This window comes from Trueperaceae bacterium (assembly GCA_019454765.1).
Lineage (GTDB): Bacteria > Deinococcota > Deinococci > Deinococcales > Trueperaceae > JAAYYF01.
Map to the genome: position 1 here is coordinate 1 of JACFNR010000035.1, position 19,027 is coordinate 19,027.

The window sequence follows — 19,027 nt, forward strand, 5'->3', positions numbered from 1 at the left end:
CACGCAGCTTGACGAAGGTCAACGCTCGTCCTCGCCGCCCGGGGCTAGCATGGGGACCGTGACGAGCAGCAAGCGGCCCCCCGCCGCCCCCTTCAAAGCTATCGTGGTGTACGCCACCATGTTCGGAGCCACCGAGGTCGTCGCCGAGTCGGTCGCGCACGCGCTGGCTGCCGAGTTGGGTGTCGACGTCGCCTGCCGCGACGCCGGCTGGTTGGACCTCGCCGAGCTTCCCTCCTTCGATCTCATCGTGATCGGCTCCTCCACCTGGAACATCGGGCAGTTGCCGACCGACTGGGAGTTGCGCCTGGACGAGGTCGGCGCGCTCGACCTGCGCGGCAGGTTCGTGGCGCTGTTCGGGACCGGCGACCGGCGCGGTTACCCCGACACGTACCTCGACGCGCTGGACACCATCGCCAGGGCGCTCGCGCCCACGGGGTGCACCCTGATAGGCGAGTGGTCGACGGCCGGATACGTCTTCACGGACTCGCTGGCCCTGCGCGGCGACAACTTCGTCGGCCTCGGGCTGGACGAGGACAACGACCCCGAGCTCACCGCGCCGCGCGTGAAGCTGTGGTGCGCGCAGCTGGCGGGTGAGCTCCGCGCGGCCGGCGCGCTTCCCGCCGAGCCGGTGCTGGACCGCGCCGTCTGACGGACGGCGGTAGCGCCGCGCGAGCCGGCGGCGCGGCCGCCACCTAGGCGGTGCCTGGCACGTTGCCGGTTAGAATCGCCGGTACGATGCAGGACGGAACGGTCAGCGCGCGCAGCGTGCCGGCGCTGCTGCGAGCGAGAGCAACGGACACCGGCGTGGCACTCAGGGTCAAGCGCCTCGGCCTCTGGGAGAAGATCTCGTGGGCCGACTACGCGGCCCGTGTGAACGCCCTGGCGCGGGAGATGATCCATCTCGGCCTCCGGCCCGGGGAGCGCGTGGCCGTCCTGTGCGAGAACCGGCCGGAGTGGTTGATCGCCGACATCGCCATCCAGACGGCCGGGGCCGCCACGGTCGGCGTGTACACCACGAGCAGCCCGGAGCAACTCGCCTACCACGTGAACCACTCGGACGCGGTGGGCCTGGTGCTCGAGGACGCCGAGCAGCTCGAGAAGTGGCTGGCCGTGCGGGACCGCTGCGAGCACGTCGAGTGGGTGATCGTGGTGGAACCGGAGGACGTGGACGGCATCCTCGCGTGGGACGAGGTGCTCGCCGCCGGCGCGGCGCGCTACGCTTCCGACCCGGCGCCCGTCGACGAGAGGCTCGCGGCCATCGACCCGCACGACACGGCGCTGTTCATCTACACCTCCGGCACCACCGGCAACCCGAAGGGCGCCATGCTGTCGCACGCGAACCTGCTGTGGGCGATCGACTCGCTTCACGGCGCGGCGCCGGTCAAGCGCGACGACGAGCTCCTGTCGTTCCTACCCCTCTCGCACATCGTCGAGCGTCTCATCAGCGTGGCGGCGCCGCTGCGGTTCGGGTACACGGTGTCGTTCACGGAGAACCTCGACACCGTGCTCACCAACCTCCAGGAGATCCGCCCCACCGTCTTCTTCGCCGTGCCGCGGATCTGGGAGAAGCTCCACTCGCTCGTCGAACTCAACATGAAGGACGCCAACGTCATCAAGCGGGTGGCGTACGGCGCGGCCGTCGGCGCGGCCAAGGGGGGCAACCCAGTGTTGGCCGGCCTGGCTCAGCTGGCGGTATTGCGCCTCCTGCGCTACCGCCTGGGCCTCGACCGAGTGCGGGTGGCCATCTCGGGCGCCGCGCCAATCGCGCCGGAGGTCCTGGCGTACTTCCGGGCCATCGGCGTCGACGTGCGCGAGGGCTTCGGCCTTACCGAGTCCACGGGGCTCATCTGCATCCACCGCAGCGGCGGTCGCCTCGGCACCGTGGGCTTCCCGTTCCCTGGCGTCGAGGTGAAGCTGGCGGACGACGGTGAGATCTTGAGCCGCAGCCCAGGCAACTTCCTCGGTTACCACAAGGACCCGGCCGCGACGGCCGAGGCGCTCGAGGGCGGCTGGCTGCACACGGGCGACGTCGGCGAGCTCGACCCCGACGGGCAGTTGCGGATCACCGACCGCAAGAAGGACATCCTCATCACGGCGGGCGGCAAGAACATCGCGCCGCAGAAGATCGAGAACCAACTCAAGTCGAGCCCCTACATCAACGACGCCGTCGTGATAGGCGACCGCCGCAAGTACCTGACGGCCCTCCTGGTGCTCGACGAGGACAACGTGACGCACTGGGCCATGGAGCGGCAGCTCGCCTACTCGACCTACACCGACCTGGCGGCCAACCCCGAGGTGCGCGAGCTCATCGAGGCCGAGGTCGAGCGCGTCAACGCCACGCTGGCCCGGGTCGAGACGGTGAAGAAGTTCGCCATCCTGCCCAAGCGGCTCTACCACGAGGACGGCGAGGTAACGGCCACGCTGAAGGTCAAGCGTTCCAGCATCGCCAACAAGTACCGCTACCTGATCGAGGAGATGTATGCCTGACCGGCAGCTAGGCCCCAGGAGTCCCCGTGCTGTTCCGTGAGCGGTACGAGAACGACCTCTGGTTGATCCGCGGGTCGCAGGCGTGGGTGATGGCCGGCCTCGCCGGCGCGGTGCTCGTCGCCCTTCCGCTGTTGGTGAAGGGCTACCTCATCTACAACATGACCCTCTTCTTCGTGTACGCGCTGGTGGCCCTGTCGCTGGCGGTGCTGGTCGGGCTGACGGGCCAGGTGTCGCTCGGGCACGCGGGCTTCCTCGCGGCCGGCGCCTACGTCACCACCGTCCTCACTCAGCACGGCCTGCCCTTCGTGTTGGCGGTGCTGGCGGCCGTGGTCGTGTCGGCGCTCCTCGGCGTGGTCATCGGGGTGCCGTCGCTGCGGCTCGAAGGGCCGTACCTGGCCATCGCGACGCTCGGGTTCGGCCTCGCCATCCAGCAGATCCTCAACAACTGGGCGCTGGTCGGCGCCTCGACCGGCACGCTCGTCGACAGGCCCAAGCTGCTCGGCATCGACTTCTACGGCGACAGGGCGTACTACTGGCTCGTGCTGGGCGTGGTCGGCCTGGTCACCTGGATGCTCCTGAACCTCGAGCGCTCGCACGTCGGCCGCGCGTTCCGGGCCACCCGCGACGCCGACCTGGCCGCGCAGATGAGTGGCGTCGGGTTGGCGCGCTACAAGACGCTGGCGTTCATCATCTCCGCCGGTGTGGCCGGCCTAGCCGGCGCGCTCTACGGGCCGCTGGTGGGTTACATCACGCCCGAGAGCTTCAACCTGATGCTCTCCATCAAGTTCCTCCTGATGATCATCGTCGGCGGGCTCGGCTTCCTGCCCGGCGCCCTCCTCGGCGCTGGCTTCATCACGGGACTCGACCTGTACCTCTCGACCTTCCGCGCCTGGTCGCAGCTCGTGTTCGGGCTGGTCGTCATCGCCATCATGATGCTGGAGCCCGCCGGGCTGTACGGCCGGTGGCTCAAGATCAAGCGCTTCTGGAAGTCGTGGCCGCTGTGACCCGCGGGAGCGGCGCCCGGTGACGGGGCTCGAGCACTTCCTCCAGGCCCTCGTCAGCGGCGCCAGCGTCGGTAGCGTCTACGCCCTCGTGGCCCTTGGCCTCGTCCTCCTCTACCGCACGACGCGCATCCTCAACTTCGCGCACGGCGACCTCGGCGTCGTGGGCACCTTCGTCGCCTACACGCTCCTGACGCAGCTGCGCGTGCCGTTCGGAGTGTCGTTCCTCCTGGCGCTCGTTGCAGCCGCCGCCATCGGCATCCTCGTCTACCTGCTGCTCGTGCGGCCCGCGAAGAACCAGAGCGAGCTCGGGCTCCTCATCCTCACGTTGGGGTTGGCGTTGGCGTTGGGCGGACTCGACGCGCTGCTGTTCGGGACCGACAACAAGCTAGTGCCCACGCTCGTCGCCGACAAGATCCTCAGGCTCGGCGGGGTGCCGGTGAGCCTCGTCTCGCTCGTCACGGCGCTCTTCGGAGTGGTGCTGATGGTGGCGTTGTGGGCGCTACTCACCTACACGAAGCTCGGCGTGGCCATGCGCGCCGTGGCGCAGCGCGAGGACGTGGCCGAGGCGATGGGGTTGCCGGTGCGTACCGTCCTGATGGCCACCTGGGCCGCGGCGGCCGTCCTCGCGACGGCGGCGGCCCTCCTGTTCGCGCCCACCACCCTCCTCAACCCCACCATGATGCTCGACCCGCTCAGCAAGGGGTTCGTGGCCGCCGTGATAGGCGGCATGAACTCGCTGCCCGGCGCGGTGTTGGGTGGCTACCTGCTCGGCGTGCTCGAGCTGCTCGTCGGAGTGTACCTGTCGCTGGAGTTCAAGGCCTCCTTCGCCTTCCTGGTCGTGGTGTTGGTGCTCGTCCTGAAGCCTCACGGGCTCCTCGGCCGGGCCGACGTCAAACGCGTCTGACCGGGGGCGCCGGTGCCCGATCGGCGCAGCCTCCGGCCGGCACGGCGGCGCGTCCCGTGGTAGCGTCGGGCAATACTCAACTCGCGCCCCAGCCGCAGGCGGGGCACCGAAAAGGAGCAGCATGAAGCGTCTCGTCGCGCTACTCACCCTCGCCCTCGTCATGGCGGTCGCGCAGGCGGCCGACCCGGGGGTGACCGACACGGAGATCCTCATCGGCAACTGGGGGCCGCAGTCCGGGCCAGCCGCGGCGTGGGGTTCCGTCACCACCGCCGTCGACGCCTACTTCCGCTACATCAACGACCAGGGGGGCATCCACGGCCGCAAGCTCGTGCTCGACTCGCGCGACGACGGTTACGACCCGGCCCGCACCGTGGCGGCCGTGCGCGAGCTCATCGACCGCGACCAGGTGTTCGCCTTCGTGGCCGGCGTCGGCACGGCCAACGGCCTCGCCGCCATGCCGCTCCTGCAGCGCGCGGGAGTGCCGTGGGTCGGCCCGGCCACGGGCTCCGAGGTGTTCGCCGAGCAGTCGAACGGGTTGATCTTCACGACCTTCACCGACTACGTCGTCGAGGCCACGCTGATGACGCGCTACGCCGTCGAGACCCTCGGCAGCAAGAACATCGCCATCTTCTACCAGAACGACGGCTACGGCCAGGCCGGCCTGCGTGGGCTCGAGGCCGAGGTCGAGCGGCTCCGCGCGGCGGGCCACGACGTGACGGTCGGCGACAAGGTGAGTTACGAGCGCGGCACCACCAACCAGGGCGTGCAGGCGCTGCGCCTGGCGGGCTCCGGCGCCGACTCGGTGCTGCTCTTCTCCGACCCGACGGCGGCCGCCACGCTCGTGAGCGAGTTCCAGCGCCTCGACTTCAAGCCGCAGATGCTGGCCACCGTCACCCTGCTCGACCCGGCGTTGATGGCCAACCCGGGCATGCAGGGCGCCCTCTTCTCCGTGTTCCTCCGCCTGCCGTCGGTGATCGTGGGCGAGGGCAACGGCGACCCGATCGCCGACCAGATCTACCGCGACGTCATCGTGGCGTACGCCCCCGAGATCGCGCGCGACCCGTTCAGGGCGCTGGCGGGCGTGGCGTTCGCGGAGCCGATGGTGCTGGCGCTCCAGGCGGCCGGTCCCGACCTGACGCGCGCCTCCTTCATCGAGGCCCTCAAGGGCATCGAGAACTACACCGAAGGGCTCTATCACGACCTGACGTTCGGTGATAGCTACAGGGGCAACAACTCCGTCATGCTCCTGCAGGTGACGCCGCAGGGCCTGCGGCCGGTCTCCGACTGGCTGTCCCTCTGACGCCACACGACGTGGGGTGCGCCGCGGCGCACCCCACCCCCCTTATCTGACGTGGCAACGCTATTGGAACTCGACCACCTGACGCTGACGTTCAGGGGGCTCACGGCCCTCGCTGAGGTGTCGACCGTGGTGAACGAGGGCGAGGTCGTCGCCCTCATCGGCCCCAACGGGGCGGGCAAGACCAGCCTGTTCAACGTGATCTGCGGCTTCTACCGCCCCCAGGCGGGCGCGGTGCGTTGGCGGGGCGAGGTCATCACCGGCACCCCGCCCCACATGGTGGCGCGGCTCGGGATCGGCCGCTCCTTCCAGAACATCGAGCTCTTCAAGACCCTGACCTGCCTCGACAACCTGCTCCTGGGCCGTCACCTGCACGTGCGCTCGAACCTGTTCTCCGCCATGTTCTCCACCCGTGCCTGGGTGAGGGACGAGGTCGCGCAACGCCGTCGCGCCGAGGAGCTCATGGACCTCCTCGACCTGCAGGCCTACCGCAACCAACCCGTCGGCGCCCTCCCCTACGGGGTGCAGAAGCTGATCGAGGTGGCCCGCGCGTTGGCGACCGAACCGAGGCTCCTGCTCCTCGACGAGCCCGCGGCCGGCATGACCGTCGAGGAGAAGGACGACATGATGGTCACGCTGCTGCGCCTCAGGCGCGACCTCAACCTGACCATGCTCGTCGTCGAGCACGACCTCCGCGTGGTGAGTCGCCTGGCCGATCGGGTGGTGGTCCTCGATCACGGCATGAAGATCGCCGACGGCACCCCGGCGCAGGTGCAGGACGACCCGGCCGTGGTGCGCGCCTACCTCGGCACCACGCGGCTCGCGGAGCGACCGGACCAGACCGCCGTCGGGGCGCCAACGTGAGCGCGCCGCTGCTCGAGCTCCGCACCGTCGAGAGCGGCTACCACAAGCAACTGCGCGTGCTCAAGGGCGTGTCGTTGAGCGTGACGGCCGGCACCTGCGTGGCGGTGCTCGGCTCCAACGGCGCCGGCAAGAGCACGATGCTCAAGACGGTGATGAGCCTCATCGACGACGAGCCGCGCAAGGGCAGCGTGCTCGTCATGGGCAAGAACATGACGCGGGCCGCAACGGAACGCATCTCGCAGGCGGGCATCGCCTACGTGGTGGAGGACCGCGGCATGTTCCCCGACCTCACCGTGGCGGAGAGCCTCAAGCTCGGCGCCTTCCACCGCACCGACCGGGCGACCGTGAAGAGCGACCTGGAGCGGATGTTCGGCTACTTCCCGCGGTTGGCGGAGCGCCTCCACCAGGACTCCGGCACGCTGTCGGGCGGCGAGCAGCAGATGCTAGCCATCGCCCGGGCGCTCATGAGCCGCCCGAAGCTCCTGATGCTCGACGAGCCGAGCCTCGGCCTCGCCCCCATGCTCGTCGAGGAGATCTTCGGCGTGATCCGCGACATCAACCGTGAGGGCATGGGCATCCTGCTGGTGGAGCAGAACGCCAACCAGGCGCTCGCCATCGCCGATTACGGCTACGTGTTGGAGGGTGGGCGTTTCGTGCTCGAGGGCAGCGCCGACGAACTGCGCGCCAACGAGAACGTGCAGGAGTTCTACCTCGGCGTGCGAACGGGCGGCGACGAGCCGCGCCTCCACGTGAGACGCAGGCGCCGCCGCTGGAACTGAAGCGACGCCCCCACGCAGTGGCGCCCGCGGAACCGCCGGTGAACCGGCGGTGACCGCGGGCGCGTCTTCTACCTAGCCTCGGACGGGCTCAGTAGCGGCTGCCGGCAGCGCTGGCCGTGACGACCACGTTGGCCGCCTGGAGGCCCTTCTTGCCCTGCTCGACGTCGAAGGTGACCTCGTCGCCCTCGTTGAGGTTACGGAAGCCCGAACCCTGGATGGCGGAGAAGTGAACGAAGACGTCGGGTTGACCGCCGCCCTGTTCGATGAAGCCGAAGCCCTTCTCGCTGCTGAACCACTTGACCTTGCCTGTTGCCATGTTTCCCGTTTCCCTACCTGCCGACCGCGGCTTCCCGCGCCCGGCACACGATTTCAGGGCTGTGACGCCCCCGTTCTGAAACATCCCTCGGGTTGTCCCGGAACAGTCTGAATAGTACGACGTCGGCGGGTCCTCGGCAAGTGACGGACGCGCGCCAGGTACACGGGCACGGGCGCGAGCCGCCGGCTAGTCGGCTTCGTACCCCTGGAGGTAGCCGCGCGCTTGGCGGTTGAACATGCGAGCGTACGTGCCGCCGAGCAGCGTGAGCTCATCGTGCGAGCCGCGCTCGGTGATGGTGCCGGCGCTGAGGACCACGATCCGGTCCGCCAGGCGCACGGTGCTGAAGCGGTGGGAGACGACGACGGCGATGCGGCCCCGCGCCTGCTTACGCAGCGTCTCGATCACCTCGAACTCCGCGTCGGCGTCGAGGGCGCTGGTGGGCTCGTCGAAGATGAGCACGGACCCGCCTCGGTAGTAGAGGCGCGCCAGCGCGATGCGCTGCCACTGGCCCCCCGAGAGCTGGCGGCCGCCCTCGAACCACCTGCCCAGCATGTTGTCGTAACCGTCGGGCAGCTCGGCGATGAAGCGGTCGGCCCCGGCGCGCTCCGCGGCAGACCGCACCGCCGCGGCCGCGGCGCCCTCGCCCGGCGCTCTCGCGGCCTCGTCGGCGGCGCCACCCTCCATGCGGCCGGGCATCCCGCCCCCCACGTCGCCGATGGCGATGTTCTCCCTCACCGTCATCTGATACGTCCCGAAGTCCTGGAACACGGTGCTCATCTCCGCGCGGAGGCTGGCGGCGCTGAAGCGAGCGGCGTCGAGGCCGTTCACGAGGATGCGGCCAGCGGTAGGCCGGTAGAGCGCGGTCATCAGCTTCACGATGGTCGACTTGCCCGCGCCGTTCTCCCCGACCAGCGCCAGCGTCTCGGAGCGGGACACCTTGAACGACACGGCGTGGAGTACGTCCTCTTCCGTCAACGGGTAGCGGAAGCTCACCGCCTCGAACTCGATGTCGGTGATCGCGCCCCTCCACTCCTCGCCCTCCTCGGCCAGACCGGTCGGCAGCTCGAGGAACTCGAATAGGTTGCGCATGTAGAGCAGGTGCTGGTAGATGCCGCTGAAGCCCGAGAGCAGGTTGCCGAACTGGCCCTGCAGCTGCGCGATCCCCTGGATGAACAGGCCGAAGTCGCCCACCGTCACCAGTCCCGCCGCGGCGCGCCGCAGCACGAGGTAGGTGGCGGCTCCGACCATGCCGGTGGAGAAGAGCGACGCCGCCAGGCCCCAGCCGCTGCGCCTCAAGGTGAGCGACACGAGCTGGCGCCTGAACCTGAGGTAGTACTCCTGCCACCGTTGCAGCAGGTAGTCGCCGAAGCCGAACAGCCGGATCTCCTTCACGGCCTGGTCGTTCGTCAGGAGCTGGCCCAGGTAGTTCTGGCGCCGCGCGTCGGTCGCGAAGCGCCTGAGCATCCGGTACCCCTCGGTGCCGAAACGCGACGAGGCGACGACCCCCGGGACGGAGGCGACCAGCACGAGCGGCACCACGACCCAGCCGAGTTGCACCATGAGCGCGCTGACCGAGCCGAGCGTCAGGACCGCCTGCCCGAGGGCCACCACCTGCGTGAACACGCCCAACGGGCGCGTGCCGACCTCGCGGTAGGCGTTCTGCAGCGCGTCGTAGCTCTTGGGGTCCTCGAACTGCGCGAGCTCGAGTTGACCCGCCTTCGCGAGGATGAGGCGGCTGATGCGGTTCTGCAGCGAGTCCCCGAGCAGCTCGCGAAGCGAACCCTGAACGGTGCCTACCACGCTCACGGTCGCCGTGAGCCCGAGCTGCAGGAGGAGCAGGCCCAGCATGCGGCCGAGCGCCTCACCCGGCGACCCGAGCTCGCCCGCGATGGCGGCTGCCACGGCGTCGAGCAGGAGCTTGGCGATCCACAGGTTGGCGGCCGGCAGGAGCGCCTGCACCACGCTAAGCCCGGCCAGGCCGGCCGTGAACCAGGGGTTGGCCCGCCACACCAGCCCGAGGGTGGCGCGCAGGTCGCGGAGCTGCTGCGCTAGCGACACGCTCGACGCGTCGCCGGCCGAGCCGCCGCGCCGCGGGGCGCCGCGAGTCGCCGTCACGGGCGGCTCACTTGCCACGCGCGGCGACGGGGCGCCGCCGGCGCGGTCTGGTTGCGCTCGGCCCGGGGTCGGATCACGAGCAGCATTGTCGCACCGCGTGCGCCGTCTCGCCCGCGAGCAGGCGACCGCGCCGCGACGACGGGCACCGCGCCGCCGCTGTAGCCTGACTCGAGCATGGAGGCGCCGCCACCAGAACCGTTCGAGACCCTCCGCCACGACGAGGGGTTCGTGCGTCTCGACGCGCACCTCGCCAGGCTCGCTCGGTCCTGCGGCTACCTCGGCATCGGCTTCTCGCCCCGCGCGGCGCGCGAGCGCCTCCTCGCCGCCGCGGCGGAGCTGAGGGGTCCGGCGCGCGTGCGGCTGCAGGTGACGCGCTCCGGCGATTTACTGGTGACGACGGCGCCCCTCCCGGTGGAGGCGCCCGAGCCCGTGCTCGTGGGGGTGGCGCTCGAACGGTGCGACGAACGCGACCCGCTCAGGCGCCACAAGACCACGGCGCGCGCTCTCTACGACCTGGCCACGGCGCGCGCCGCCGCGGCCGGCCTGGCCGACGTCGTGTTCCTCAACAGGCTCGGGGCGGTGGCGGAGGGCGCCATAAGCAACGTCTTCGCGCGGCGAGGCGCTGAGCTCGTGACGCCACCCACCAGCGCGGGCGCCCTGCCCGGCGTGCTGCGCGGGGAGCTCATCGCCACCGGCGCCTGCCGCGAGGGCGAGTTGAGCCTGGCCGACCTCGAGGCGGGCGAGTTCTACCTCGGCAACTCGCTCCGCGGCCTGCGCCGCGCGGTGCTCGCGCCCGGCCTCGTCCGGGTCGTCGACGGTTGAGCGCGCCGGTGAGCGAGCGTCACGCCGCGCGGGCGCGGCCGGGCGACCGGGGGTAGACTCTGACCCAGATGCCGCCGGAACGTTCAGGTGGAGAGCCTCACGAGGCCCCCACGGTCGAGGAACCGCGCGCCGCCGCCGGCTCGGCGCCGGCCCCCGGGCGGCAGTGGGTCGACTACAGCTCCGAGGTGAGGCTGCTGCGGCACCCGCTGCTGCGGGCGGGGTTCGTGGTCGCCGGGTTCGTGGCGGTCGGCCTCGGCGTGGTCGGCTACATCGTCCCCGGCATGCCGGGGACCGTGTTCCTCCTGATCGCCACGTGGTTCTTCGCCCAGTCGAGCCCCCGTTTCTACAACTGGGTGATGAACCATCGGCTGTTCGGTCCCCTCATCCGCGACTACCGAGCAGGCAAGGGGATCCCCAGGTGGGTCAAGTGGTACGCGTCCGCCATCATCCTCGCCGTGTCGTCTTTCAGCGCGTGGCTGGTCGGCGTGCAGCGCGGCAACGCCGTCGTGGGGTCGCTCATCGTGCTCACGGCGTTGTTCGGAGTGTGGTACGTGTTCCACGTGCCGACCAAGGCGGCCGACCCGGTGGCGCGCGGCCGCACCTGAGCGGGCGCGCGCGCCCGTCTCGGGCCCCCACCCGGGCGGCGCGAGACCGGCCCACCAGAGTCGGCGGCCCGAGGGCGGCTGGACGCCACGAGCGGCCGAACCTGGCGGGACTACAGGCGCGTGGCCTCCACGGTTATCGTCACGCCGGCGAGCGCGCGCGACACCGGGCACGTCTTGGCCGCGGCATCGACCGCTCGCTGGAAGTCGGCGTCCTCTATGCCCTCCACCTTCACCTTCGTGACGATGTGGCTCTTGCTGATGGTCATGGCGCCGTCGATCCGCTCCATCGTCACCGCCGCCGTCGACTCGATGCTGACGGGGGCGTGACCCGCGCTCGTCAACTGGCCCGATAGCGCCATGGAGAAGCAGCCGGCGTGAGCGGCCGCCAACAACTCCTCGGGGTTGGTGCCCGTCTCCGGCCCGGCGCCGCGCTCGAAGCGCGAGACGAACGAGAACGGACCGCGGTACGCGCCGCTGGCCAGTTCCATGTCGCCCTTGCCGTCCTTCAGCGACCCGGTCCAGTGAGCGTTGGCTTTGGTGATCGGCATTGCATCCTCCTCGGTTGTGCCCGGCGCCGGGCCGACGACCTCCGCGCCGTCCAGGAGCCATCGTAGCCCGCCGTGCCGGCGTCGCCTGTGGGGTCGCGGGGCCGCGGGGCCGTCAGGCCGGATCCCCGCCGCCCTCGCCGGGACCGAAGTCGTGCACGTCCTGCTCCCCCACCCGGCGGTAGCCGATCGCCTGGTAGAGCCGGTTAGAGACCGGGTTGGCGGCGTCCGTGAACAGCGTGACGTGAGCGCGGCCCGCGGCAAGGAGAAGGCGGGTGAGCTCGGCCGTGAGGGCGCCGGCGTAACCCCGGCCGCGCTGGACGGGGGGCGTGTAGACGGGCCCGATGCGGATGCCGTGGCGGGTTGGACCTCGCGCGCCCGCCATGCTGACCGGCTCGCCGTCCACCTCCCACAGCCACAGGCCGCCCTCCCGCCACGCCAGCTCGGACCCGACGACAGCCGCCGCGGCCCGCGCCGTGAGCGCCTCCCCGGGCAGTGCCTCTCGCGTGAACTCCCGGCGCCAAGCGGCGAGGAGAAGGGCGCGTTCGCGTCCGGCGCGCACCATGCGGCCGGGCACGCCCCGCGGGGCGACCGGCTCACGGCAACGGTAGATGAGGTCGTGGCGGTCCACCTCGGCGTGACCGCCGTGGCGCGCGGTCCACGCCGCCGCGAAGGCCGCGCTCTCGCGCGGCGGGCCGACCACCCCCGGTAGGTCCGCCGGCGCTGCCCCGACCAGCAGCGCCACGGCCTCCGCCGCGTCGCCAGGCAGCGCCACCTCGCTCAGGATCAACCGGTGCGGCGGGGTGCGCAGCGCCACCAACGCGGGGGCGTCACCGAGTCCGGCGGCGGCGAGGAACGGCCCCCGCACCGAACTGAGGTCGGGCAGGAGGCCCAGCAGCAGGCAGTGACGCTCCTCCTCTGCCAGGAGGAACGGTTCCGCGACCTCGACGAACTCGGAGGCGTCACGGAAGAGCCTGACCTCGGGACCGGCACCCACCGGCCGATGATACGGGGCGGCGGCCCCCCGGCTCTCGTATCATCGACGGCATGGAACGCCCAGCAGGCGCCGCCGCGCCGCTCCCATGGCGCGACCGCGCGCCCCTGCTCCTCGGCCACCGCGGCGCCCCGCGCCTGGCCCACGAGAACACCCTCGCGTCGTTCCGGGCGGCGCTCTTGGCAGGGCTCGACGGCCTCGAGACCGACCTGCAGCGCACGAGCGACGGTGCCCTCGTGATAAGTCACGACCCGTACCTGCACGGCGACGACGGTGCACCTGACGCCTTCATCGCCAAGCTCGCGCTCGCCGAGGTCAGGCGGCGGGAGCCCGCCATGCTCGACCTCGGCGACCTGCGCGCCTTCATGGAGGCGTTCCCGGCGGCGCTCGTCAACCTCGAGTTGAAGACGGCAGCGCCGTTCGACGACCCCCGAGCCCCCGAGCTCGCCCGAGAGCTCGGCGGCTGGCCCGAGGCGGTCCGCCGCCGCCTGTGGCTCTCGAGCTTCGACCCCCTGCAGCTACTCACCCTGGCGGCGACCCGGCCGGACGTCCCCCTCGCGTTCCTGGCGTTCGACGCGACGGCCCTCGCGCTCCTGCCCAGCCTGCCCGTCGTGGCGGTGCACCCGCATCACTCGCTCGTCACGGCCGAGCGCATGAGCGCCTGGCGCGCGGCGGGCCTGGCCGTCTTCGTGTGGACGGTCAACGACGTCGAACTGGCGCGGCGCCTGCTGGGCCTGGGAGTGGACGGCCTCATCGGCGACGTCCCGGAGGCGCTGCTCGCGGCGCGGCGTTGAGCGCTGCGCGGACCCCGCGCCGCGCACCGGCGGCGCCCGAGGTCCGGTCGGACCTGCTGCTCGGCACCACCCTGATGCTGTGCGCCATGGTCCTGCTCCCGATCATGGACGGCCTCGCCAAGGGGCTCAGCCAGCGCTACCCCGTGCCCATGATCGTGTGGGCGCGTTACCTGTTCCACCTGGCGTGCATGCTGCCGGTCCTCCTCCTCCGCTTCGGCGGTCAGGGGCTCTGGCCACGTCAGGCTGGCCTCCAGCTCGTGCGTGGCGGCCTACTCCTGGCCGGCACGGCGCTGTTCTTCTTCGCCCTCTCGCTCCTGCCGCAGGCGACGGCCCTGGCGCTCTTCTTCGTGTCGCCGCTCGTCGTGACGGTGGCGGCGCCGCTGCTGTTGCGGGAGCGCGTCGGCGCCTGGCGCGTGCTGGCCGTGCTCGTCGGCTTCGCGGGCATCGTGCTGATCCTCAGGCCGGGCTCCGGGATGCTCGGGTGGGGCGCCGGGCTGGCGCTGGCGGCCGGCGTCGTGCACGGTTTCTACATGCTGTTCACCCGTGCCCTGGCGGGCAGCGCGCCGCCGCTCGTCACGCTCGGCTACACGGCCGTCGTCGGCGCCGTCGTCATGTCCGCGGTCGTGCCGTTCGTGTGGGTGCGCGTCACGCCGCTCGACTTCGCCACCATGGTGCTTCTCGGCGTGCTGGCGGCCGGCGGGCACTTCCTGCTCATCAAGGCCTTCGACCACGCCCCCGCCACCTGGCTGGCGCCGGTCGGCTACTTCGAGATGGTGACCGCCGTGCTCTACGGCTACCTGGCGTACGGCGACCTGCCCGACGCGCTCGGCTGGACCGGGATCCTCGTGGTGGTGGGTGCGGGCGTCGCCATCTCGCTCAAGGAGCGCAAGGCCATGCGCGGCCTGCGCCCCGGCAACTAGGCGGCCACCCTCAGCCCTTGCCCTTCCGAGGGATGGACAGCGTCTGCCACGCGTCGCCCCGCCAATGCTTGGCGAGGAACACCACCTGCCCCACATGGTGGCCGGTGTGGTCGTAGTTGCGCAGGATGGCGTCCACGACGCCCAGCGCCTTGCCCCTGATGGTCACGGTGCGGGTGAGGTCGGCGGGCGTCAGGCGCGCCAGCGTCTCCAACACCTCGTCGAAGCCGGCCTGCCACTCCTCGAGCATGGCGCTCACCGCCTGGCCGCCGGGTTCGAACTCGTCGTCCCTGCGCCTGTCCGGTTTCTCGCCGTCGGAGGTGAGGAAGTCGCGCCAGCGCGAGCGCAGGTTGCCCGCCACGTGCCGCACGATCACGGCGATCGAGTTGCCGCCTGCGTCCAGGGTGCGGTGCCAATCGGCGTCGTCCAGCTGCGCGAGCGCGCGTTCCGCCAACGCCTTCTGGCCTCGGTAACCGTTCTCCATCCCGGCGAGGAACAGCCGGCCGACCGTGTGCTCGAGCCCCGTCGCGTCCATGGCAGATGCTACCGCCACGGTGGGGTCTCGTGCCGTGCCCGTAAGATGGCGGCATGACGCGAGACGAACAGGGCGCGACCAGGGGCCTCGCCACGGCCTTCGCGGCGGTGGTCAACGCCGTCACCGCGGCGACGGACGCGGCGCGGAACGCCCTGCCCGGCCGGCGGCCTCAGCGCATCGTCATCGAGTTGCGCGGCTCCTTCCCCGCCCTCAAGGAGGCGCGCCCGTTCCCGGCCCGGCTGGTGCGGGTGACGCCCCCGGTCATGTCGCTCGAGGAGCTCGACCGACTGGTGGAGTCCCTCCTGCGCGCCGACTGGCTGCGCGCGGTGGCGTTCCGGTTCACGGAGCTGAACTTGTCGCTCACCGCCGCGACGGCCGTGCGGCGCCAGTTCGCGCGGCTGCGCGCGGCCGGCAAGCGGGTGGAGGTTCTCGCGACCGCGTTCGACAACGCGAGCTATTACCTCGCCAGCGCCGCCGACCGCATCACGGCGCCGCCCAGCGCCGAGTTCCAGGTGACCGGCCTGGCGCTGACGGCCACCTTCCTCGGCGACTCGCTCGGCAGGGCGGGCGTGCGCTTCGAGAAGGTTGCCGTCGGGGAGTACAAGAACGCGGGCGACGAGCTCGTCCGCACGCGCATGAGCGAGGCGCAACGCGAGCAGTACGGCGCCTACCTCGACAGCGTCGTGGCAACCACGCACGCCGCCATCGGCCACGACCGGGGTCGACCTCCTGAGGCGGTGGCCGCCTGGGTGGACGCGGGCGTGACCTCCGCGGCCAAGGCCGCCGAGCTGGGCATGCTCGACGCGGTGGCGTACGAGGACGAGGCGCTCGACGCCGCCGCGCGGCCCGTCGCGGCCGCCCGCCGCTACCTGCCCGGGCGGCGCCTCGCCACCCGAGCGGACAGGGTCGCGCTCGTGGGCCTCGAGGGGGTCATCGTCACCGGCCAGAGCCGCTCCTCGCCGCTGCCGCTGCCCGTCGTGGGGCGCCGCACCGCCGGTTCCGAGACGCTGGTCGGGGCCCTGCGCGCCGCCGGTCGCGACGCCCGCACGCGCGCCGTCGTGCTGCACGTGGAGTCGGGCGGCGGGTCGGCGCTCGCCTCCGACCTGATCGGGCGCGAGGTGGAGCTGCTCGCGCGGCGCATGCCGGTGGTCGCCGTGATGGGGGCCGTGGCGGCGAGCGGCGGCTACTACGTGCTGACGCACGCCACGCGCGTGCTGGCCGAGGCCACCACCCTGACGGGCTCTATTGGGGTCCTGACCATGAAGCCGGTGCTGGAGGAGCTCTACGCCCGTTACGGCGCGAACGTCGAGAGCCTCGAGCGCGGTCGCTTCGCGGGCCTGATGGCGACCCACCGGCCCTTCGATGGGCACGAGCGCGCGCTGCTCGAACGCTACACCGAGGAGGTCTACGGGCGGTTCGTCGCCCGGGTCGCCGCCGGGCGGCGCCTGGACGAGAAGTCCGTCGACGAGATCGGCCGCGGGCGCATCTGGTCGGGCGCGGACGCTCTGGAGCGCGGGCTGGTGGACGAGCTGGGCGGCGTGCCGCAGGCCCTGGACCGCGCCAGGGAGCTGGCCGGACTGCCGCCGGACGCGGCCGTGTGGCGCGTCCCCGCGCCCGCCAGGTACGTCCTCCCGACGGCCGAGGATCCCACCACCATCCTGCGCACGTTCGGTGCCGGGCTGCGCGAGCGAGCGTGGCTACTTCACCCCGCCCACCTCGCGGTGCGCTGACTGGACCTGCCCGGCGGAAGAAGGCAAAAGTCCTACCGCTTCGTTCGTAGGCTGGTGCTGGAAGGAGCGTCACATGACAGACATGACTGGCAAGGTGGCCCTGGTCACGGGAGGCGGCTCGGGAATCGGGCGCGCGACGGCCCTCGAGTTCGCCGGCCGCGGCGCGGCCGTGATGGTCGCGGACTTCAACCTCGAGGGGGCGCAGGAGACCGCGCGGCAGATAGGGGCGGCGGGCGGCCGCGCCGCGGCCGTCAAGGTCGACGTGGCCGACGAGGGCTCCGTGAAGGCGATGGTGGCCGAGGCAGTGGCGGCATTCGGGCGGCTCGACTACCTGGTCAACAACGCGGGCATCTCCGCCGCCGGACCGAACGTGCCGCTGCACGAGGTCGACCTCAAGGCGTTCGAGCGCGTCCTGGACGTGAACGTGGCCGGGACCTTCCTGGGCATGAAGCACGCGATCCCCGAGATCCTGAAGGCTGGTGGCGGCGCCGTCGTCAACCTCGCCAGCACCATGGGCGAACGCGCCTCCGCCGGCGACCCGTCTTACAGCACGAGCAAGCACGCCGTGCGGGGCCTGACGCAGTCGGCCGCGCTCACCTACGCCACCCTGGGGGTGCGCGTCAACTCCGTGGGACCCGGCGTCATCCGGACGGGCATGACCGAGGCGATCTTCGAAGACGAGCAGACGACGGCGTGGCTCAAGGGGGTAACCCCCATGCACCGCTTCGGCGAACCGTCCGAGATCGCCAAGCTCATCGTCTTCCTCTGCTCCGACGACGCCTCGTACATCACCGGGGGTTACTACCCCGCGGACGGCGGTTGGCTGGCCGGCTGAGGGCCTAACATGATGGCGTGAGCGGGTGTTGCAGGGCCGCGCCCTGCGAGGAGCTGTTCGACGCGCGCGTGGCCGCCTGGTACCTCCGGCGCTACCAGCGCGGCGGCCTCGACGGCACCGAACGGCGCATGTTGGCGGTGTTGGGCGCCGCCGACCTGGCGGGCTCGAGCGTGCTGGAGCTGGGGGGCGGGGTGGGCGCCCTCCAGGCCGAGCTGCTCAAGCGTGGTGCGGCCAAGGGCGAGGTGGTCGAGCTGGTGGCCGCCTACGCGCCCTTCGCGGCCGAACTGGCCGCCGAGGCGGGCGTGGCGGAGCGGAGCACCTTCCGCGTGGCCGACGTCCTGGGTGACCCGGGCGCCGCGCAGCCCGCCGACATCGTCATCGTGAACCGGGTGGTGTGCTGCTCGGCCGAGGGCGTGGAGTTGCTCGGTGCGGCGGCGCGCCTCACCAAGGGCGTCCTCCTGGTGAGCTTCCCGCGCCCGTCGCGCCTCGCGCGGTTGGCCGCCCGCGCGCAACACGGGCTCGCCCGCCTGTTCGGCCGCCTCTACCGCTTCTACGTCCACCCCAGGGCGCGGCTGCGCGCTGCGGCGGAGAGTGCCGGGCTCGAGCCGGTGGGGGGCGGGGCCGGCCTGGTCTGGGAGTACGTGGCCTTCAGGCGCCGCACCCAACCCGCCAACGCGGCGCCCGATATCTCGCCAACGTGAGTGCCAAGCAGCTCGCCGCCGGGGGCGAAGAAGTAGGTGGTGGGCAGCCCGACGCCGCCGAGCCGCGCCGCCACCGCCATGTCGCGGTCGAGGAGCACCCGCCCTGGGTGCGCGGCGAGCAGCGCTCGCCGCGGCGGATCGGCTGTCAGGAACGCCTCCACGGCCGCCCGCTGCTCGCCCTGGTTGACGAACAGGAACGTCACCTCCGGGTTCTCGGCCGCCGCCCTCGCCAGTTGCGGGATCTCGCGCCTGCACGGCAGGCACCACGTGGCCCAGCTGTTCACCACCAGCGGGCCGCCGCTCAGGTCGGCGAGGCTCACCTGGTCGCCGGCGAGGGTCGTCAGCGTCACGTCGGGCAACCGCCGCGCCGCCTCCGCCACCGGGGTGAGGAGCGCCGGCACCGCCAGCCAGGCGGCCAGGGCGAGCACGGCCGGCCCTAACGCCGCCAGGAGCGCCCGCGGCCGCCAGCCGAGCGACCACGCGGCGACGACCGTGCCCGCCGCCACGCCCCACCACGGCGAGAAGCCGCCCTGCCAGAACATGAGCGCCTCGAGCGGGCGGGCGAAGAAGTACGGCGCGTTCTCCGCCACGAACCCGAGCCGCGCGCCGACCACGACCGCGCCCGCTGCGTTCCATGCCCAGTTCGCGCCGCGCGCCCTGGCGCCCGCGCGCCGCGCCGCCACCTCCGCGACGACGATCAGCGTCAGGAGCCCGACACCCGCGACGAGGCGCGGCGCCGAGACGACGAGCGGACCCAGCTGCAGCGCGTCCATGTCGCGATGC

19 protein-coding genes are annotated in these 19,027 nt (G+C 71.8%); 13 read left to right on the forward strand and 6 right to left on the reverse strand.

All coding sequences use genetic code 11. From position 1 onward, the window contains the following. Nucleotides 1-58: 58 nt before the first annotated feature. The 7 genes from H3C53_09785 (at nt 59) to H3C53_09815 (ending at nt 7,335) form a co-directional block, all read left to right on the forward strand. Nucleotides 59-649: a flavodoxin gene (locus H3C53_09785; GenBank protein ID MBW7916954.1), complete on the forward strand. Its 591-nt coding sequence runs from the start codon at nt 59-61 to the stop codon at nt 647-649. 86 nt (nt 650-735) lie between these two features. Further along, a complete protein-coding gene (locus H3C53_09790) occupies nt 736-2,487 on the forward strand; it encodes a long-chain fatty acid--CoA ligase (protein ID MBW7916955.1) in 1,752 nt (583 codons plus the stop codon). 26 nt (nt 2,488-2,513) lie between these two features. After that, a complete protein-coding gene (locus H3C53_09795) occupies nt 2,514-3,491 on the forward strand; it encodes a branched-chain amino acid ABC transporter permease (protein ID MBW7916956.1) in 978 nt (325 codons plus the stop codon). 19 nt (nt 3,492-3,510) lie between these two features. Next, nucleotides 3,511-4,395 carry a branched-chain amino acid ABC transporter permease gene (locus tag H3C53_09800; GenBank protein ID MBW7916957.1) on the forward strand — a complete coding sequence of 295 codons (885 nt, stop codon included), beginning with the start codon at nt 3,511-3,513 and terminating at the stop codon, nt 4,393-4,395. A gap of 121 nt (nt 4,396-4,516) precedes the next feature. Next, nucleotides 4,517-5,695 carry an ABC transporter substrate-binding protein gene (locus tag H3C53_09805; protein MBW7916958.1) on the forward strand — a complete coding sequence of 393 codons (1,179 nt, stop codon included), beginning with the start codon at nt 4,517-4,519 and terminating at the stop codon, nt 5,693-5,695. A gap of 51 nt (nt 5,696-5,746) precedes the next feature. Continuing rightward, nucleotides 5,747-6,556, forward strand: a complete 810-nt coding sequence (locus H3C53_09810; GenBank protein ID MBW7916959.1) for an ABC transporter ATP-binding protein — start codon at nt 5,747-5,749, stop codon at nt 6,554-6,556. Continuing rightward, on the forward strand, nt 6,553-7,335 hold the full coding sequence (locus H3C53_09815) for an ABC transporter ATP-binding protein (GenBank protein MBW7916960.1): 783 nt from the start codon (nt 6,553-6,555) through the stop codon (nt 7,333-7,335). Before H3C53_09810 ends, H3C53_09815 begins: the two co-directional genes overlap by 4 nt. Before the next feature lie 88 nt (nt 7,336-7,423). On the opposite strand, the gene H3C53_09820 is transcribed toward H3C53_09815, so the two are convergent. Both H3C53_09820 and H3C53_09825 read right to left on the reverse strand, forming a co-directional pair. After that, nucleotides 7,424-7,651 (reverse strand): cold-shock protein, encoded by a 228-nt coding sequence (locus H3C53_09820; protein MBW7916961.1) that lies wholly within the window; start codon nt 7,649-7,651, stop codon nt 7,424-7,426. Nucleotides 7,652-7,837: 186 nt separating this feature from the next. Then, complete coding sequence (locus H3C53_09825) at nt 7,838-9,766, reverse strand: ABC transporter ATP-binding protein (protein ID MBW7916962.1); 1,929 nt, start codon at nt 9,764-9,766, stop codon at nt 7,838-7,840. A 174-nt stretch (nt 9,767-9,940) separates the two neighbouring features. On the opposite strand from H3C53_09825, the gene H3C53_09830 reads away from it, so the two are divergent. Further along, nucleotides 9,941-10,588: an aminotransferase class IV gene (locus tag H3C53_09830; GenBank protein ID MBW7916963.1), complete on the forward strand. Its 648-nt coding sequence runs from the start codon at nt 9,941-9,943 to the stop codon at nt 10,586-10,588. Between the two features lie 68 nt (nt 10,589-10,656). Beyond that, entirely contained in the window at nt 10,657-11,193 is a 537-nt protein-coding gene (locus tag H3C53_09835) for a YbaN family protein (GenBank protein MBW7916964.1), read from the forward strand. A 110-nt stretch (nt 11,194-11,303) separates the two neighbouring features. Here H3C53_09835 and H3C53_09840 read toward each other — a convergent pair whose 3' ends face one another. Together H3C53_09840 and H3C53_09845 are read right to left on the reverse strand one after the other, a co-directional pair. Beyond that, nucleotides 11,304-11,741: an OsmC family peroxiredoxin gene (locus H3C53_09840; protein MBW7916965.1), complete on the reverse strand. Its 438-nt coding sequence runs from the start codon at nt 11,739-11,741 to the stop codon at nt 11,304-11,306. A 112-nt stretch (nt 11,742-11,853) separates the two neighbouring features. Beyond that, on the reverse strand, nt 11,854-12,303 hold the full coding sequence (locus H3C53_09845) for a GNAT family N-acetyltransferase (GenBank protein ID MBW7916966.1): 450 nt from the start codon (nt 12,301-12,303) through the stop codon (nt 11,854-11,856). A gap of 482 nt (nt 12,304-12,785) precedes the next feature. Between H3C53_09845 and H3C53_09850 the strand changes: the two genes are divergently transcribed. Then, complete coding sequence (locus H3C53_09850) at nt 12,786-13,526, forward strand: glycerophosphodiester phosphodiesterase (GenBank protein ID MBW7916967.1); 741 nt, start codon at nt 12,786-12,788, stop codon at nt 13,524-13,526. A gap of 86 nt (nt 13,527-13,612) precedes the next feature. Next, on the forward strand, nt 13,613-14,446 hold the full coding sequence (locus H3C53_09855; GenBank protein MBW7916968.1) for a DMT family transporter: 834 nt from the start codon (nt 13,613-13,615) through the stop codon (nt 14,444-14,446). A gap of 10 nt (nt 14,447-14,456) precedes the next feature. Here the strand turns inward: H3C53_09855 and H3C53_09860 are convergent, their stop codons facing one another. Next, the gene (locus H3C53_09860) at nt 14,457-14,978 is read right to left on the reverse strand and encodes a DUF1572 family protein (protein ID MBW7916969.1); all 522 of its coding nucleotides are present in this window, start codon (nt 14,976-14,978) and stop codon (nt 14,457-14,459) included. A gap of 53 nt (nt 14,979-15,031) precedes the next feature. On the opposite strand from H3C53_09860, the gene H3C53_09865 reads away from it, so the two are divergent. Together H3C53_09865 and H3C53_09870 are read left to right on the forward strand one after the other, a co-directional pair. Then, on the forward strand, nt 15,032-16,708 hold the full coding sequence (locus tag H3C53_09865) for a S49 family peptidase (GenBank protein MBW7916970.1): 1,677 nt from the start codon (nt 15,032-15,034) through the stop codon (nt 16,706-16,708). Nucleotides 16,709-16,781: 73 nt separating this feature from the next. Continuing rightward, nucleotides 16,782-17,543, forward strand: coding sequence for an SDR family oxidoreductase (locus H3C53_09870; protein ID MBW7916971.1), 762 nt, complete (start codon nt 16,782-16,784; stop codon nt 17,541-17,543). A gap of 550 nt (nt 17,544-18,093) precedes the next feature. Here the strand turns inward: H3C53_09870 and H3C53_09875 are convergent. Beyond that, a complete protein-coding gene (locus tag H3C53_09875; protein ID MBW7916972.1) occupies nt 18,094-19,017 on the reverse strand; it encodes a TlpA family protein disulfide reductase in 924 nt (307 codons plus the stop codon). Nucleotides 19,018-19,027 lie beyond the last annotated feature (10 nt).